This window comes from Bradyrhizobium sp. 1200_D9_N1_1 (genome assembly GCF_052075915.1).
GTDB classification, from domain to species: Bacteria; Pseudomonadota; Alphaproteobacteria; order Rhizobiales; family Xanthobacteraceae; genus Bradyrhizobium; species Bradyrhizobium diazoefficiens.
Genome location: NZ_CP197226.1, coordinates 2,287,166 through 2,301,962, shown reverse-complemented (window position 1 = coordinate 2,301,962; position 14,797 = coordinate 2,287,166). Strand labels below are relative to the sequence as shown.

General features: G+C 63.4%; 13 protein-coding genes and 3 pseudogenes. 7 read left to right on the top strand and 9 right to left on the bottom strand.

Translation table 11 applies throughout. The features are described 5' to 3' along the window. Nucleotides 1-282: 282 nt before the first annotated feature. A complete protein-coding gene (gene modD / locus AB5K84_RS11160; RefSeq protein ID WP_051000265.1) occupies nt 283-1,212 on the bottom strand; it encodes a ModD protein in 930 nt (309 codons plus the stop codon). A gap of 235 nt (nt 1,213-1,447) precedes the next feature. On the opposite strand from modD, the gene modA reads away from it, so the two are divergent. From modA to AB5K84_RS11140, 4 genes and pseudogenes are all read left to right on the top strand, one after another. Beyond that, nucleotides 1,448-2,200 carry a molybdate ABC transporter substrate-binding protein gene (gene modA, locus AB5K84_RS11155; RefSeq protein WP_011089689.1) on the top strand — a complete coding sequence of 251 codons (753 nt, stop codon included), beginning with the start codon at nt 1,448-1,450 and terminating at the stop codon, nt 2,198-2,200. A gap of 5 nt (nt 2,201-2,205) precedes the next feature. Continuing rightward, on the top strand, nt 2,206-2,892 hold the full coding sequence (modB, locus tag AB5K84_RS11150; RefSeq protein WP_011089690.1) for a molybdate ABC transporter permease subunit: 687 nt from the start codon (nt 2,206-2,208) through the stop codon (nt 2,890-2,892). Then, nucleotides 2,889-3,977, top strand: a pseudogene (modC, locus tag AB5K84_RS11145) (molybdenum ABC transporter ATP-binding protein); the annotation flags it as partial. The gene modB and the pseudogene modC, both read left to right, overlap by 4 nt. 24 nt (nt 3,978-4,001) lie before the next feature. Next, nucleotides 4,002-4,535: pseudogene (locus AB5K84_RS11140) on the top strand (DUF2478 domain-containing protein); the annotation flags it as partial. A 75-nt stretch (nt 4,536-4,610) separates the two neighbouring features. On the opposite strand, the pseudogene AB5K84_RS11135 reads toward AB5K84_RS11140, so the two are convergent. From AB5K84_RS11135 to AB5K84_RS11110, 6 genes and pseudogenes are all read right to left on the bottom strand, one after another. Then, nucleotides 4,611-5,441, bottom strand: a pseudogene (locus AB5K84_RS11135) (alginate export family protein); the annotation flags it as partial. Between the two features lie 32 nt (nt 5,442-5,473). Further along, complete coding sequence (locus AB5K84_RS11130) at nt 5,474-6,406, bottom strand: hypothetical protein (RefSeq protein ID WP_028174182.1); 933 nt, start codon at nt 6,404-6,406, stop codon at nt 5,474-5,476. Next, nucleotides 6,406-6,870, bottom strand: coding sequence for a DoxX family protein (locus AB5K84_RS11125; protein ID WP_011089694.1), 465 nt, complete (start codon nt 6,868-6,870; stop codon nt 6,406-6,408). Before AB5K84_RS11125 ends, AB5K84_RS11130 begins: the two co-directional genes overlap by 1 nt. Before the next feature lies 1 nt (nt 6,871). After that, on the bottom strand, nt 6,872-8,758 hold the full coding sequence (locus tag AB5K84_RS11120; RefSeq protein WP_011089695.1) for an amidohydrolase: 1,887 nt from the start codon (nt 8,756-8,758) through the stop codon (nt 6,872-6,874). Beyond that, on the bottom strand, nt 8,755-9,045 hold the full coding sequence (locus AB5K84_RS11115) for a XapX domain-containing protein (RefSeq protein ID WP_038965613.1): 291 nt from the start codon (nt 9,043-9,045) through the stop codon (nt 8,755-8,757). Before AB5K84_RS11115 ends, AB5K84_RS11120 begins: the two co-directional genes overlap by 4 nt. A 26-nt stretch (nt 9,046-9,071) precedes the next feature. Further along, nucleotides 9,072-9,722, bottom strand: a complete 651-nt coding sequence (locus AB5K84_RS11110) for a hydrolase (protein ID WP_011089697.1) — start codon at nt 9,720-9,722, stop codon at nt 9,072-9,074. 314 nt (nt 9,723-10,036) lie between these two features. Here AB5K84_RS11110 and AB5K84_RS11105 point away from each other — a divergent pair, with 314 nt between their 5' ends. Together AB5K84_RS11105 and AB5K84_RS11100 are read left to right on the top strand one after the other, a co-directional pair. Next, entirely contained in the window at nt 10,037-10,852 is an 816-nt protein-coding gene (locus AB5K84_RS11105; protein WP_038965612.1) for an alpha/beta fold hydrolase, read from the top strand. A gap of 13 nt (nt 10,853-10,865) precedes the next feature. Next, nucleotides 10,866-11,498, top strand: a complete 633-nt coding sequence (locus AB5K84_RS11100; RefSeq protein WP_011089699.1) for a hydrolase — start codon at nt 10,866-10,868, stop codon at nt 11,496-11,498. A gap of 18 nt (nt 11,499-11,516) precedes the next feature. Here the strand turns inward: AB5K84_RS11100 and AB5K84_RS11095 are convergent, their stop codons facing one another. Further along, nucleotides 11,517-12,443 (bottom strand): helix-turn-helix domain-containing protein, encoded by a 927-nt coding sequence (locus tag AB5K84_RS11095; protein WP_011089700.1) that lies wholly within the window; start codon nt 12,441-12,443, stop codon nt 11,517-11,519. Between the two features lie 260 nt (nt 12,444-12,703). Between AB5K84_RS11095 and AB5K84_RS11090 the strand changes: the two genes are divergently transcribed. Then, nucleotides 12,704-13,693: a LysR substrate-binding domain-containing protein gene (locus AB5K84_RS11090; protein ID WP_011089701.1), complete on the top strand. Its 990-nt coding sequence runs from the start codon at nt 12,704-12,706 to the stop codon at nt 13,691-13,693. On the opposite strand, the gene AB5K84_RS11085 is transcribed toward AB5K84_RS11090, so the two are convergent. Next, nucleotides 13,627-14,550, bottom strand: a complete 924-nt coding sequence (locus AB5K84_RS11085) for a ring-cleaving dioxygenase (protein WP_038965611.1) — start codon at nt 14,548-14,550, stop codon at nt 13,627-13,629. The two genes, AB5K84_RS11090 and AB5K84_RS11085, sit on opposite strands and share 67 nt — an antisense overlap. Between the last annotated feature and the right edge of the window lie 247 nt (nt 14,551-14,797).

The window sequence follows — 14,797 nt, the reverse complement described above, 5'->3', positions numbered from 1 at the left end:
GCCAGACAGCGGTCCTCCGCGGACGCGCTTCGCAATTGGACGCAAGCTAATGTCTTCAAAGAAGAAACGGTCTCAGCCGTATTCTTGAGGTTTTAAGACTGCAATGCGCGATCCGGAAACCAAGTAGCCAATAGCGCAAACATAGTTTGACACTCATAGCGAACGATTGGCAGCACCCGCCAAGGCGGTCCTTGCCCATGCAGCATCGCGCAACGAGAGTGCGTCAGAGGAAGGAGATCGAGGCCTTCCAGCCTGAAGAACCATTGAACGAGGAGAGTATGCTCACGCTCGCAGGCGGTTTGTGTCACCAGGCGTTGAATTTACCTGACAGTGCGCATGAAGAGAGGACACCTTGTCATCGGTAGTCGCGATCCGCACCAGCACATCCTTCGGTTTCGCAAGATAGGGCGATGAAGTCACCAGGATATCGGCCCCAGCCTCTGCGTAGGCCGCGGCATTAGCCGCATTGACTCCGCCGGCGGCGGCGATGATGGGACGTTCGCGCGTATACGCCATCACGGCTACGCGCTTGACTAACGCAGCGACCTCGGCCGGCGAAAACTTCTCGGCCTGGATCACGTCGAAGCCGGCGACCGCTGCGGCAAGTGCGGCATCAGCGGTATTCACCTCGATCACGAGCTTCTTCTCTGGCGCCGCCCGGCGCAACCGCTCAACCGTCTGAAACAGCGGCTGTTGGCCAAGAAAGGCCCGGTGCTCGGGAAAGACCAGCACCGTCTCCGAGAGGCCGAGCCGGTGCATCACGGCCCCGCCGGCCTTCACGGCCGCCACAGCAAAGCGCTTGGTACCCGGCACGTTCTTGCGCGTGCAGGCAACCGGAATATTTGGTGCGACCGCCCTTGCCGCGTCGACGATGGCGCGGGTCTCGCTGGCCACGCCTGACCAGATCTCGATCAAGGTCTGCGCCACCTTCCAGCTCTTGAGCAGCGCCGCGGCCGGACCGCACGCTTCAAGGATCGGCGCGCCCTGCTGCAGCGCCGAGCCGGATGCGGCACAAAGGTCGACGCTGCAGCCAGACAGCTCGATGATTTTGGCGGCATCCTCGGCGAGCGCGAGCACCATCGGCGCGCGCGCGGAAAGACGCATGACGCCGTCAACTGCGCCGATCCCCAGTGCCTCGGTGGTAAGATCACCGTATGGAACGTCGTCTTCCAGTAAACGTTCGAGCTCGGCGCGCGATGCAACGGTAGCCATATTGTGCTTCCCTTCGATCGTGTCAGCTTGCCGACCACATTGTCGGAAATCCGACACAGATAGTCAGTCCCGCCGCGGCACTGGGCGGAAACCCCGCTCTTTCAACGCCCGTTCCTGCAAGGCGCACACCAAGCTTCGTCCGCGCATCCGGCACGCCGATTGCTGAGCCTGCAATGGCCGGCGCCTCGCAGCAATCGGGCTTTGCGGAAGCGGTTGCCGTCCGTTGGAGTTCATCATGAGACTGTTTCGCTCGATCGCCTTCTTTGCGGGCCTGCTGCTCGCATCCGCGCCGGCGCAAGCCGCGCAGACTAACGTCGCCGTGGCTGCCAACTTCACCGAAGCCGCGAAGGAGATCGCAGCCGTCTTCAAGCAAAAGACGGGACACGAGGCGGTGCTGAGCTTCGGTGCGAGCGGACAGTTCTACACGCAGATCACACAGGGCGCGCCATTCCAGGTATTCCTGTCCGCCGACGATTCGCGCCCGAAGAAGCTTGTCGAGGACGGCCTTGCGGTCCCGGACAGTCGCTTCACCTACGCGATTGGCAAGCTCGTGCTGTGGAGCAAGTCACCCGGCATCGTGACGGGCGAAGAGACGTTGAAGGCTGCGGCCTTCGCAAAACTCTCGATCTGCAATCCGGCCGCGGCGCCCTACGGGCTCGCCGCCGTGGAAACCATGAAGTCGCTCAACCTGTACGAAAGCCTCAAGCCGAAGCTGGTGGAGGGCGCGACCATCACCCAGGCCTATCAGTTCGTCGAGACCGGCAACGCCGAGGTCGGCTTCGTCGCGCTGTCGCAATTGACCGGCCGCGATGCCGGGTCGCGCTGGGTGGTGCCGGAGGCGCTCTATGATCCGATCCGCCAGGACGCGGTACTGCTGAAGAGCGGCGCCGGGAACGAAGCCGCCAGCGCGTTCATCGCCTTCCTCAGGAGCCCCGAGGCACGCTCCATCATCGAGAGATACGGCTACGTGCTGGACGGGCAGAGCTGAAGCGCATGGAGATATGGTCGACCGAGATCCGCCAGTCGGTTTTGCTGACGGTCGAGCTCGCCGCGATCTCGACCGCGATCCTGCTGGTGCTGGCCACGCCACTGGCCTGGTGGCTGGCGCGCGCCAAGGGCTGGTGGACCGAGATCATCGCGAGCATCGTCGCACTGCCGCTGGTGCTGCCGCCGACCGTGCTCGGCTTCTATCTGCTGGTCCTGCTTGGCCCGGAAGGGCCAGGCGGATGGATCGCGCAATTGTGGGGCGGACGCACGCTCGCCTTCACCTTCGAGGGCCTCATCATCGGTTCGGTGGTCTATTCCATGCCGTTCGTGGTGCAGCCGATCCGCAACGCCTTCACCGCAATGGGCGAGCGGCCGCTGGAGGTCGCGGCGACCTTGCGTGCCTCGCCCTGGCACGCGTTCTGGACGATCGCGGTGCCGCTGGCGCGGCCGGGTTTTCTCACCGGCGCCGTGCTCGGCTTCGCGCATACCGTCGGCGAATTCGGTCTGGTGCTGATGATCGGCGGCAACATTCCCGGCCGCACCAAGGTGCTGTCGGTCGCGATCTTCGACTATGTCGAGGCCTCGCGCTGGCGGGAAGCGAGCCTGCTCGCCGGCGGCATGGTGATCTTTGCCTTTGCGGTGATCCTGACGATGACGCTGATCGACAGGCACAGCGCCAGGACCGCCTCGTGACGGCCGACGGGCGCGGTCGTATCGACGCCGCCTTTCGCGGTCGGCTGGGACGCTTCGTGCTCGATGCCAGCCTGAGCGTGCCCGCCACCGGCGTCACCGCGATCTTCGGCCCGTCCGGCTGCGGCAAGACCACGATCGCGCGCTGCATTGCCGGGCTGCAGCGCCTGTCCGACGGCTTTTGCGCGATCGACGGCGAGATCTGGCAGGACGGCATGGCGTTCCGGCCGGCACATCGGCGGCCGGTCGGCTACGTGTTTCAGGAGCCGAGCCTGTTTCCGCATCTCTCGGTGCGAGGCAACCTGCTCTACGGCGCGCCGAAGGCTGCCGCTACGTCGATCGGCTTCGACGAGGTGGTGGAGTTGCTCGGCCTCACCGCGCTGCTCGGCCGCTCGCCGCACCGCCTTTCCGGTGGCGAGCGTCAGCGGGTCGCGATCGGCCGCGCCCTGCTGTCGCAGCCGCGGCTGCTGCTGATGGACGAGCCGTTGGCCGCGCTCGACCGTACCACCAAGAACGAGATCCTGCCGTTTCTCGAGCGCCTGCATGAACGGCTTTCGCTGCCCGTTCTCTACATCAGTCACGACATGGCTGAAATCGAGCGGTTTGCCGACTACCTGGTTCTGATGGAGCGCGGGCGCGTCGTTGGCGCAGGGCCGCTCCATATCCTGCAAAGCGACCCTGCACTGCCACTGGCGTACAGCCGCGACGCGGCGGTCAGCATCGATGGCCTGGTGGAGGCTTATGACGAGCGTTACGGTCTGCTCACGCTCGCCGTCAACGGCGGCCTGCTGCATGTGCCGTCACATCGCATCGCCGTCGGCGCACGGCAACGGCTCCGCATCGCGGCAAGCGACGTCAGCATCGTCAGGGCGCGGCCCTCGGAGAGCTCGATCCTCAACATTCTGCCCGCGCGCATTGTCACACAATCGCCGCCTGGCGCAGGCGAGGTCACGATCGTGCTCGGGCTCGACTCTGATGGATCGGGCGCCCCGATCCTTTCGCGCATCAGCAGCCGGTCGCGGGATTTGCTTGGACTATCGGACGGCATGGCCGTCTTCGCCCAGGTCAAGGGCGTTTCACTGGTCCGGGCATCCGGTTGCGCGATCGGTAATATGGGGCCGACGGCGCCAGGGCAGCTCGACCATTGCTCAACTCAGGATACCGGCGTACGAAGCGAAGCAGGGACCACAGCCATGCCTATTGATTTCGCCGAGATAGACCCGAACCGCGTTGCCGCCATTCTCTACCGGCCGCAAGACGACCTCGACACGTTGCTCGCCGATTTCGCGCAAGACCTGGTGCGGGCGGGTGAACGCATTGGCGGTATCGTCCAACGCAACATCAAGGACGGAAGCGGCTGCCAGGTCGGCATGCAGGCTATCGACCTCATGACCGGCCGCGAGATCTCGATCTGCCAGCCGCTCGGCAGCGGCGCCATGGCGTGCAAACTGGATGCCGCCGGTCTTGCCGACGCATCCGTCGCGGTCGCAAGCGCGATCGCGCAGGATGTCGACCTCATCGTGATCAACAAATTCTCCAAGCAGGAAGCCGCCGGACGGGGCCTGCGCGATGAGCTAGCCGGCGCCATCGCCGCCGGTATTCCTGTGCCGACCGCCGTACCCGAAAAATGCTTCGAGGCCTGGATCAGCTTCACCGGCGGGATCGGCACGACGCTGCTCTGCGAACGTCAGGTCATCGAAGCATGGTGGCGCGACACCTCTTCGCGCATGAAACGCATGCGCGAAGATCATGACGCGGTCGTCGCCCAATGCATCGAGATATCTGGCGCTCTTCCGCTCGTACAGCGAGTAGTAGCCCGACAGCTCGTTGTCACCCATGACCTTCCGCTCGACCCGGAGCGTGCTGAAGCGGAAGTTGTCGTTCGAGGTGTCGTCGAAAGGACGAACGTCGAAGTATTGGACGGGGCGGCTGACGAAGCCGATGAAGCGCCAGACGCCGGTTTCCCAGTCGGCCCAGAGCGCATCGAACGACTGCCGGACATTGGGCCCGTCCCGCGACGACACGAAGCGCTGCAGGTCGAACGCGAAGTCCTGTCGCCCGACGCGTGCCTTCAGCGTTCCGCCGGAGAACGTGTTGACGTATTCAAGGAAGGCAAGACGAAGGTCGGCACGGTCCTGGTCGACAGGGGAGATGCTGAGCTTGTCGAAGGCCCGATCGTCCTCGAGCTGCACGAAGGCGCGCCAGTTCTCGTTGAAATGAATGTCGGCGTGGACCTGCAAACGCTGTATGAGATAGCTGTCCGAGGACGTGTTGCCGGTGCCGAACGCCGCTGCGCTATTGGTCTCGAAGCGTTCGCGCAGCGTCGCCCCCAGCGAGACGTAGCTTTTCGGATCGGTGGCCCAAAGCGGGATGTATTTGAGCCCGTCAAACGGTTCGGTACGCAACCTGGGATCGGCAAGGACCGACCAGTCCTCTGCCCAGCGGTTCGCCTGGATCGCCGGCCGCTTGGAGACCGCAGCGTCCTCGGCCCGCGCGAACCCGACGCCGGCGCCAAGGGTCGCAAGCGTCAGAACGATCCAGAAGTTGCGCATATCGCCCCGTGCCAGCATCGGCGGACGTCACCTCATTTGGCGTCCGCCCGCGATGCACTCTTCGGGCCAAGGGAGTGGATCTCGGCGACGTACCCGCCGGGGAACATGACGAACGCAGCAGACCGGCTGCTCGACGTGTAGGATTCGACCAGCACCGTGGCGCCGGCGTCCTTCGCCTTGCCGAGGGTGGCTGCGAGGTCAGCGACTTCATAACCCGTCGTCTCCCGACCGTAGGGATAGGGCAGATGACCGTCGGTGACCAACACGACCATCTTCCCGAATGGGGACTCGATCCGGATGCGCCGGTAGGTCAAATCGGGTCTTCCGATCTCGACGCCGGGCGCCTTCGCGTCGTCCGAGACGACCTTGCCGCGGGAGAAGGCAAGAAAACTCCGGGTGAAGGCGGCGGCCCTGTCGGGCGAGACGTATACGCGATTCTCCGGAATCCGCTCGAAGGGAGCGTAGTCGGGTTTCGTCGTATGCCAGTAGAGCTGGAGGTTGACGCCGCCGGGCCACTGGACCACGGCATCGCGCCCGATGGGATCCGGGAAGGTGGAGACGATCACGTCAGCCCCCGCAGCGCGGGCCGCCTTGATCGCCTCGTCCATGTCGCCGACGAGGTAGCCGTTACGTTCGGCCCCGAAAGGATAAGGGATGGGCGTCTTGAAGCCGAACAGCGAGACGGTGCCGACAGGCGTCTGCAACAGTTGCGACGTGGTGCTGCTCGGCGTGGGCGTTACGGTTGCCACCACCTGCTTGGTGCTCTTGCCGCCAAACGTGGCCAGAAAACTGGATACGAACTTGTCCACGTCCTCAGGCGCGACGTAGACGTGCGTTGTGTCGTATTGCGGGGCAACGGCAACAGCCTGCTCCTTCGACTTCGTTGCTTCCCTGGCGACGACCGGCGAGCTCACCGCGACAGCCGCCGCCAACGCCACGACAGCGAACATCCGTGTTGATTTCATCAGGAAACTCCTTGGACGGATTGAGATCGCGGCGCCCGGTCCGGGTGATGCGAAGTCTCATTGGACAGAATCGATACGATGACAAGGCCCGCAATCAAGCCGAGATGCTCGAAGAAGGCATTCGTGGCCATGAATCTCTCATGGCCGCCCATGGTCCAGAACGCGTTTGCGGTGAGCATCGCGACGAACGTCAGGATGCCGAGCCCGCCGGCCCCCAGCCACACGAAACGATTCACGACGACAAGCAGAGACCCGCCGAGTTCGACCACGATAGCGGCGGTCGCCCACAGCCAGCCCGGATACAGGCCGAAATGTTCCTGCTCGGCCACCGCGCCCGCGAAATCGAGCAGTTTGATGAAGCCGCCGAGCAGATAGGCCGATACCAGGGCCAGCCTGGCCGCATGCCACAGAAGCGGCCAGCGCAGGATCACGGAGATCCGGTTCGGTGTGGCTGCGGCAGGCATGTCAGACCGCCCAGCAGGCGCACCCCAGCGCGCCCCAGAAGCTTCGGAGGTCGGAGACCGGCAACCGGCTCGACCAGGCCGCCGCATGGTCGTGTCCGTGGACGCCGCAGGAATTGGCGCAGCCGCACATCTGCATGGCCTTCATCGCGAGGCTGGTATCCTTCGTCTTTGCCGTGTCGTCGGCCCAGGCCGCGTACCCGCCAAAGCGGCGGACCGGCGACCAGTCCGGCATGGCGGGCGGCGGTGTGACGCTCTCCAGCTTGGAGAAGTCTCCCGCGCCATAGACGATCCTGCCTCCGACCATGGTCAGCAGCGAAGTCGTATCGGCGATCTCGGCCTCGCTGCACGAGAAGTAGTCGCGGTCCGGGACGACGAGGTCGGCGAGCTGGCCGACCTGGATCCGACCCTTGTTACCCTCTTCGTTCGAGAACCACGTCACGTTTTCGGTCCACATCCGCAGCGCCGTCTCGCGATCCAGACAATTGCGCTGGGGCGTGATGCGCAACCCGCCGACGGTCCGGCCGGTGACGAGCCAGGACAGAGAGACCCACGGGTTGTAGGACGCAACGCGGGTCGCGTCCGTACCGGCCGACACCTTGACGCCCTTGTCGATGATCTTCTTGACCGGCGGCGTCGCCTCGGCGGCTCCCGCCCCGTAGCGTTCGACAAAGTATTCGCCCTGATAGGCCATCCGGTGCTGCACGGCGATGCCGCCGCCGAGCGCCGCGATGCGATCGATCGACTGGTCCGAGATCGTCTCGGCGTGATCGAAGAACCAGTGCAGCCCTTCCAGGGGAATGTCCTGATTGACCCGCTCGAAAACGTCCAGCGCCCGTGAGATCGTCTCGTCGTAGGTGGCATGGAGACGCCACGGCCATTTGTTCTGAACGAGGACCCGAACGACCTCCTCGAGCTCGCCTTCCATCTCCGCAGGCATGTCCGGACGCGCGACCCGAAAATCCTCGAAGTCGGCCGCCGAGAACACCAGCATCTCGCCGGCACCGTTGTGCCGGAAATAGTCGTCACCCTGCTTGTACTTCGAGGTTTTCGTCCAGTTCAGGAAGTCTGCCTTCTCGCCCTTGGGCTTCTGGGTGAAAAGGTTGTAGGCGAGTCGTATCGTCAGGAGGCCTTCGTCGCTCAGCTTCTGGATGACGGCGTAGTCGTCGGGATAGTTCTGGAATCCTCCGCCGGCGTCGATCGCACCGGTGACGCCAAGCCGGTTCAATTCGCGCATGAAATGACGCGTCGAATTGACCTGATAATCGAACGGAAGTTTCGGGCCCTTGGCAAGGGTCGCGTAGAGGATGTTGGCGTTGGGCTTGGCCAGCAGCAAACCCGTCGGATTGCCCTTGGTATCGCGCATGATCTCGCCGCCCGGCGGTTCGGGCGTGTCCTTCGCATAACCGACGGCCCGCAGCGCCGCGCCGTTCAGGATGGCCCGATCGTAGAGATGCAGCAGGAAGACCGGCGTGTCGGGCGCGACGGCGTTGAGCTCGTCGATCGTCGGAAGCCGCTTCTCCGCGAATTGGTGTTCGGTGAATCCGCCGACCACTCTGACCCACTGCGGCGGTGGCGTGACGGCGACCTGCCGCTTCAGCATATCCATCGCAGTGGCGAGCGAGCGTACCCCGTCCCAGCGCAGCTCCATGTTGAAGTTCAGACCGCCGCGGATGATGTGAAGGTGGTTGTCGATCAGGCCCGGCAACACGCGCCGTCCCCTGAGATCGACGATCTTCGTGGACGGCCCCGCCAGCTTCATCACGTCATGATCGTGCCCGACCGCGACGAAGCGGCCATCGGCGATCGCGACCGCCGAAGCCGCCGGGTTCGAGCGATCGAGCGTCGTGAACAGACCACGATGCAGGATGATATCGGGTGCGGAGCTCATGAATGTTTCTCCTGGCCGTCCACCGAGGCGGCATTTTTCGATTGGTCGTTTTGACGACCGGGCAGCATGCCGAACATGTGTGGGGCGCACTTGGCTTGCTGCCACGCCGACGCCAGCCCGTGCCCGGACAACAGCTGCCGGGCCACGGGAACGATCTGCTCACCGGCGAGGATGCCAAGAAGCCCGACCAGCGCGACCAGCGGCGGCGCGGGCGAGCGCACGTTGAGAAGGCTGTAGATGACGCCGACCAACAGGCCGGCGCCAAGGGACAACAGATAGATCTTCATCACGGCGATCCGCAATTGGAGGAGGTTCAGCCGGCTTTCGCGCCCCCTTCGGAGGCATGTTCGCCGAGTGCCCATTTCGAGAAGCGGATCTGGATTCCGTAGGGCGAATGCGCGCGCTGGATGTCCATCATTCCTTCGTAGGTCTCGCTGCGCGCCCAGTCCTGCTGAAGCTCGTAGGCGTATTGCGACGAGGTGATGGGAACCGCTCCTGCCTGGATGGCGCGCTCCATGGCGCGGTTGTGGGCTTCGAGCGAGAGATCGCCGCAAGCGTCGGCGGCAATGTAGATCTCGTAACCTTCCTTGAGCATGTCCAGGGTCGGAAAGATCACGCAGGCCTCGGTCCAGAGACCGGCCAGCACGAATTTCTTGCGACCGGTGGCAGCCACCGCCTTGCGGAAGTTCGCGTCGAGCCAGGAATTCATCGACGTGCGGTCGATGATGTCGTGCTCCGGAAACAGCGAGGCGACTTCCGGCATGAAGGGGCCGGAGAAGGAATCCCGCGCCACCGTGGTCAGCACGGTCGGAATTTTGAAGAGCTTCGCGGCCTTTGCCAGGATCTGGACGTTGTTAACCGTGACGAGGCGGTCATGCGATTGAACGCCCTGGAACATGGCCGGCTGGTAGTCGATCAGAGCGATCGCGCTGTTGTCGGGGGTGAGCATATCGAGTTTCGACATCGAGAAGTTCTCCTTGCGATCGGCATGAGCGATCGAGCGAAAGGGGATGGATGGGCGGCTGTATCGTGAACCCTGAACGCCGGCCAACGCTTGGACGATTTCGTCGCGGCTTGGATTTCGGCGCGATGATCATTCACGTGCGGCGAATTGCCGGGCGCATGTCCGCAGCGCCGGTCGGAGATCGCCAGCATGTCCAAACGACGCGCAGATCGTGCAAGCCAATCCGCGCCCTATCCGCAAACTTGCGGGCAGGAGGACCGAACCGCCTTGCAGAATGCCGTTCGGTTTTCATCAATTCGTCACAGGAGCGAACGATGGCCTTGCTTGAATTGCGGGACGGCACCGAGCTTTATTACAAGGACTGGGGAAGCGGAAAGCCGATCCTGTTCAGCCATGGCTGGCCGCTCAGCGCGGACATGTGGGACGCGCAGATGCTTTTCTTCGCCGAGCGCGGTTATCGAACGGTGGCGTTCGACCGCAGGGGCTTCGGCCGGTCGAGCCAGCCCTGGACGGGCTACGACTACGACACCTTCGCCGACGACATCGCTGACATCGTTAATCATCTCAACCTGAAGGATGTGACGCTGGTCGGATTCTCCATGGGCGGCGGAGACATCGCGCGCTACGTGGCGCGGCACGGCACGTCGCGGGTCGCCAAATTCGTCCTGCTCAGCGCCGTGACGCCCCTCTTCGTCAAGACCGCGGACCATGACGGTGTCGACAAGTCGGTGTTCGACGGCATCAAGGCCGGCCTGGTGAAGGACCGTGCGCAATTCCTCGACGACTTCAGCCCCCTCTTCTACGGCACCAACCACGGCACGAAGGTGTCGCAAGGCGTCTTCAAGCAGACCCTTCAGATCGCGCTTCAGGCGTCGGTCAAGGCGACCATCGATTGCGTGACCGCGTTCTCGGAAACCGACTTCCGGCCAGACATGGCCAAAATCGACGTGCCCACCCTGGTGATTCACGGCGAGGACGATCAGGTCGTGCCGTTCCCCTACACGGGCAAGCTGGCCGCCGAGATGATCAAGGGCGCCAAGCTGAAGATTTATCCGGGCGCTCCGCACGCAACGGCGACGACGCATGCCGACCAGGTCAACGCAGACCTCCTCGCGTTCCTGAAGGCCTAACCGGAGAAAGTCGATGGCCCCGAATCCGCTTCATCTGCTCGAGCCCAGGGACTGCGCCCTGCTCTTGATCGACCAACAGGCCGGCCTGGCTTTCGGAGTGGGGTCGATCGACCGGCAGGTTCTCATGAACAGCGTGGTCGCGCTCGCGAAGACCGCGACCGTGTTCGGCCTGCCGGTCGTCGCCTCCACCTCGGCGACGAAAGTGTACAGCGGGCCGCTGATGCCGGCGGTCAAGGCGGCGCTTCCAGGCGTCGAGCCGATCGACCGGCGCAGCATGAGCATGTGGGAAGACGACAAGGCGCGCGCGGCCGTTCTGGCCACCGGTCGAAGCCGCCTGATCGTTTCGGGTCTGCTGACCGAGGCATGCGTGACGTTCGCGGTGCTTTCTGCACTGTCAGCCGGCTTGGAAGTCTACGTCGTCGGCGACGCCTGCGGAGGATTGACGACTGCGAGTCACGAACTGGCTCTCGGCCGGATGCAGGCCGCAGGCGCCCGCCTCACATCCTGGATCCAGGTTCTGCTCGAGATGCAGCGCGATTGGACGAGGCACGAAACCTACGATGGCGCACGCGCCATCGTCGAATCTCATGCCGGAGGATACGGGATCGGCCTGGCCTACGCCCGCGACATGATCCGACCCGCTTGAGACAGGATCCTGCTTGCGTCAGCCCTCGGAGCGGGCCCTTCGCCATGCTCCGGGGCTGGCCCCCACGTTGCGGGAAAACACCCGGGTGAAGTAGCTCTGGTCGCCAAAGCCGCAGATCAGTGCAATGTCGGCGAGCGGAAGCTTGGTGCTCAGCATGAGGCGCTTCGCCTCGTCGATGCGAAGCTGGGACAGGAATTCGTGCGGGGCAACGCCCGTGCTGCGCCGGAACGATCTGGCGAAGTGGCTTGGCGTCAACTTGCATTCGGCGGCGACGTCGGCAATCGTCAGATTGCTGGCGAGACGCGCTCGCATGATTTCCTTGGCGCGACGCTCCTGCCAGGGGGCAAGGCCTCCACCCGCAGCTTTTCCTTGTGGGCGCATTCCGCCATAGGTTTGGGCGAAATGGGCCAGAACACTCAACCCGATCTGATCGACGAAGAGCTGATTGCTCGTCGGATCCTGCTCCACCGCACTGAGCAGAACGCTGGACAGGGTCGACAGGAAGGGGTCACGCTGATCCCTGCTCCATTTGAGCGTCGAGATCGGTTTGGCCCCGTGCTCACGGGCAAACTCGTCGAGGGCCGTCTGGGGCACGTAGTATTGAACGGCATCGAACGGGCCTTTGAACTCACATTGAGGGTTGTCCATCAGATTGATGACGCTCACGGTCCCCGCACCGAAAGCTCCCGAATATCTCGGTCGTCCAGCGAGCCAACAGGAATGCCGATCGAGGTCACCGAGCTGTTGCAGGATGCTGAAGGCCGGTTCGGAAGGAATGACCGCGGTCCGCTCCCGAACGAATTGAGAGCAGGTCAGCCGGGTCATCGCCAGTGCCAACTGCCCTTCGCGCTTGATGCGCAGCAGGCAGTCACCCTCCATTCCCAGGTGCTGGCTGAGGCGACGACCGTAGAAGCCGCCGGTCGTACTATCAGACTCTTCCATCATCGGGGTATTCAAAGCTATCCATCATTGGATATGCCGCCATCATGAGTCCGAAGGACCACCTGCAGATCACGTCAGCCGCACCGATTTTCCTCTTAGAGCGATAGTCGTCCTCGTTCAAGTCACCGATCCGACAGTGGCGTGTCAGCAGGAAAATCGATCGCAAAACGAAACGATGACCCAGCATAGGTGACATTTGGCGGACTTGATAATCCGCTCCAATTCCACTTTATCTGTGAAACGGTTTCATAGATGGATACACGATGGATAATCGCATCGGGGAAATGCAGGTCTTCCTCCGTGTGGTGGAAGCCCAGAGCTATTCCGAGGCAGCCCGTCGACTGTTGATGACACCGTCAACCGTCAGCAAGCTCATCGGAAGGATCGAGGCGCGGCTCGGCGTCAGACTGTTCGAGCGTTCGACGCGGCGGCTGTCGCTGACGTCAGAGGGTCGGATGTACCACGACAAGAGTGTTGCACTGCTGGCCGAACTCGATGGCATCGAACGCGGCATTTCTCGGGGTGCAGCGGCGGCCGGCGGGACGATCCGGGTCAACACCACGGTGTCCTTCGGCATTTTCGGCCTCGAGCCTCTGCTCCCCGCCTTTTGGCAAGCACACCCTGAGATCGTGGTCGACATCTCGCTCTCCGACGAAATCGTCGACATGTACCTCGACCGGACCGATGTCGCCTTCCGGGTCGGGCCGTTGCAAGCCTCCGCGATGGTTGCCCGACGCATCGGGGTCGTCAAAAGAAGGATCGTCGCATCTCCAGACTACATAAATCGGCTAGGTGAGCCAAAAAGGGTTCAGGACCTTTCACGTCACAACTGCCTGGGATTCAATTTCCGGCGCTCTGCCCCGGTCTGGCCTCTGAAGGAGAGCGGGCGAATTGCCGACCGGGCAATCAGCGGCTCGCTGCTCGCAAACAACGCTCAAAGCCTGCGGCGAATGGCAATCGCGGGCATCGGCCTTGCAAGGCTCGCCGACTATCACGTCCGCGACGACATATCGGCTGGCCGCCTGGTCGAGGTTCTCAAGGGCACGGCAGGTGACGAGGAACAAATTCATGCGCTTTATCACGGTGGACCGCGGCTGCCCTTTCGCGTGAGAGCATTCCTTGACTTCATGTGCCCGCGACTGACCGATTTCATGGAAGGTCGGGCTCGCGATGGTCGACAGGCAGTTCAAGCGAGCGGAGGCAGGATCGCCGCCAGTTCGGCGCGACGCTCTTCGAGAAAGGCGGGAAGCTGAAGTTGCTGGCCGAGCTGCTCCGGCGCCTCGTCGACCGCAAAACCCGGGCCGTCGGTCGCGATCTCGAAAAGCACGCCGCAGGGTGCGCGGAAGCCGACCGCGTTCAGGTAGGTCCGCTCGATGGGATCGCTCACCACGATGCCGTACACCGACTGGAGTTTCTCGACCATCTCCGATCGATCGTCGAGATTGCTCGCGCGGAAGGCGACGTGCCGGATGGTGCCGCCGCCGAGGCGCCCCCGCGATGACTTTCCGATCATGCGCAAGGTGATCGTCCCGCCCGGACCGTCATGAGCCACGAAGCGCATGGCGCCGTTTCTCTGAGAGACCAGCTGGAAATCGAAAACCTTCTGGAGGATGTCGATGGTCTCATCCTCCTCGCGGACATTCAGCGTGACGCCATGAAGGCCGCGCAGCGCGAGATCGGCCTTGGAGTTTGGGTCCGCCTGCCCCGATCGTCCCTCCCATGTCTCGATCAGCGAGAGGGCCGTACCATCGGGATCCGAGAAACAGAGCGTACGCTCGCCGAAGGGCGACACCTCCGATCGATAGGGCACACCCGCAGAAGCGAGCCGATCGGCCCACCCGTCGAGTGAATCCCCTGCGACGCGGAAGGCGGTCTGCACCACCTCGCCGGCGCCGGTCAGCCCCGGCGTCACGCAATTCCAGGCCAGCGTGCTCATTACGGTGCCCGGATTTCCGACGTCGTCGCCGTAGTAGACGTGGTAACTGCCGGGGTCGTCATAGCAGACGGTCTTCTTGACCCGATTGAGCGACAGCACACCCGCGTAGAAGCCGCCGGCGCGCCGCACGTCGCCGATGATTGCTGTGACGTGATGAAGTCCCCGTGCGTTCACGCAGTTGCTGCCTGATCCTCGATCCCGAAGCCGTCCGTTCGGGGTACCATGTCCACCTCGCGGATCCTCGTTCTCCCTTGCGTTGCTGGTCGTTACGAACATGCAATCCCGAACATCGCCGCGCGTCTTGGACTTTTTCCCGATCTTGGAACCGCCGCCAGGGTAAAATTCGGTGCCCCAACCGACCGTTTCCGCAACTACAGCGACGCAATCGTGCAAAACGCCGTGACAACCTGCAATCAGTCCC

Coding starts and splice junctions, on each gene's coding strand:
- modA (WP_011089689.1), top strand. CDS start 1,448: ATGAGACTGTTTCGCTCGATCGCCTTCTTTGCGGGCCTGCTGCTCGCA.
- AB5K84_RS11090 (WP_011089701.1), top strand. CDS start 12,704: ATGGATAATCGCATCGGGGAAATGCAGGTCTTCCTCCGTGTGGTGGAA.
- AB5K84_RS11100 (WP_011089699.1), top strand. CDS start 10,866: ATGGCCCCGAATCCGCTTCATCTGCTCGAGCCCAGGGACTGCGCCCTG.
- modD (WP_051000265.1), bottom strand. CDS start 1,212: ATGGCTACCGTTGCATCGCGCGCCGAGCTCGAACGTTTACTGGAAGAC.
- AB5K84_RS11105 (WP_038965612.1), top strand. CDS start 10,037: ATGGCCTTGCTTGAATTGCGGGACGGCACCGAGCTTTATTACAAGGAC.
- AB5K84_RS11125 (WP_011089694.1), bottom strand. CDS start 6,870: ATGCCTGCCGCAGCCACACCGAACCGGATCTCCGTGATCCTGCGCTGG.
- AB5K84_RS11115 (WP_038965613.1), bottom strand. CDS start 9,045: ATGAAGATCTATCTGTTGTCCCTTGGCGCCGGCCTGTTGGTCGGCGTC.
- AB5K84_RS11110 (WP_011089697.1), bottom strand. CDS start 9,722: ATGTCGAAACTCGATATGCTCACCCCCGACAACAGCGCGATCGCTCTG.
- AB5K84_RS11130 (WP_028174182.1), bottom strand. CDS start 6,406: ATGAAATCAACACGGATGTTCGCTGTCGTGGCGTTGGCGGCGGCTGTC.
- AB5K84_RS11120 (WP_011089695.1), bottom strand. CDS start 8,758: ATGAGCTCCGCACCCGATATCATCCTGCATCGTGGTCTGTTCACGACG.
- AB5K84_RS11095 (WP_011089700.1), bottom strand. CDS start 12,443: ATGATGGAAGAGTCTGATAGTACGACCGGCGGCTTCTACGGTCGTCGC.
- modB (WP_011089690.1), top strand. CDS start 2,206: ATGGAGATATGGTCGACCGAGATCCGCCAGTCGGTTTTGCTGACGGTC.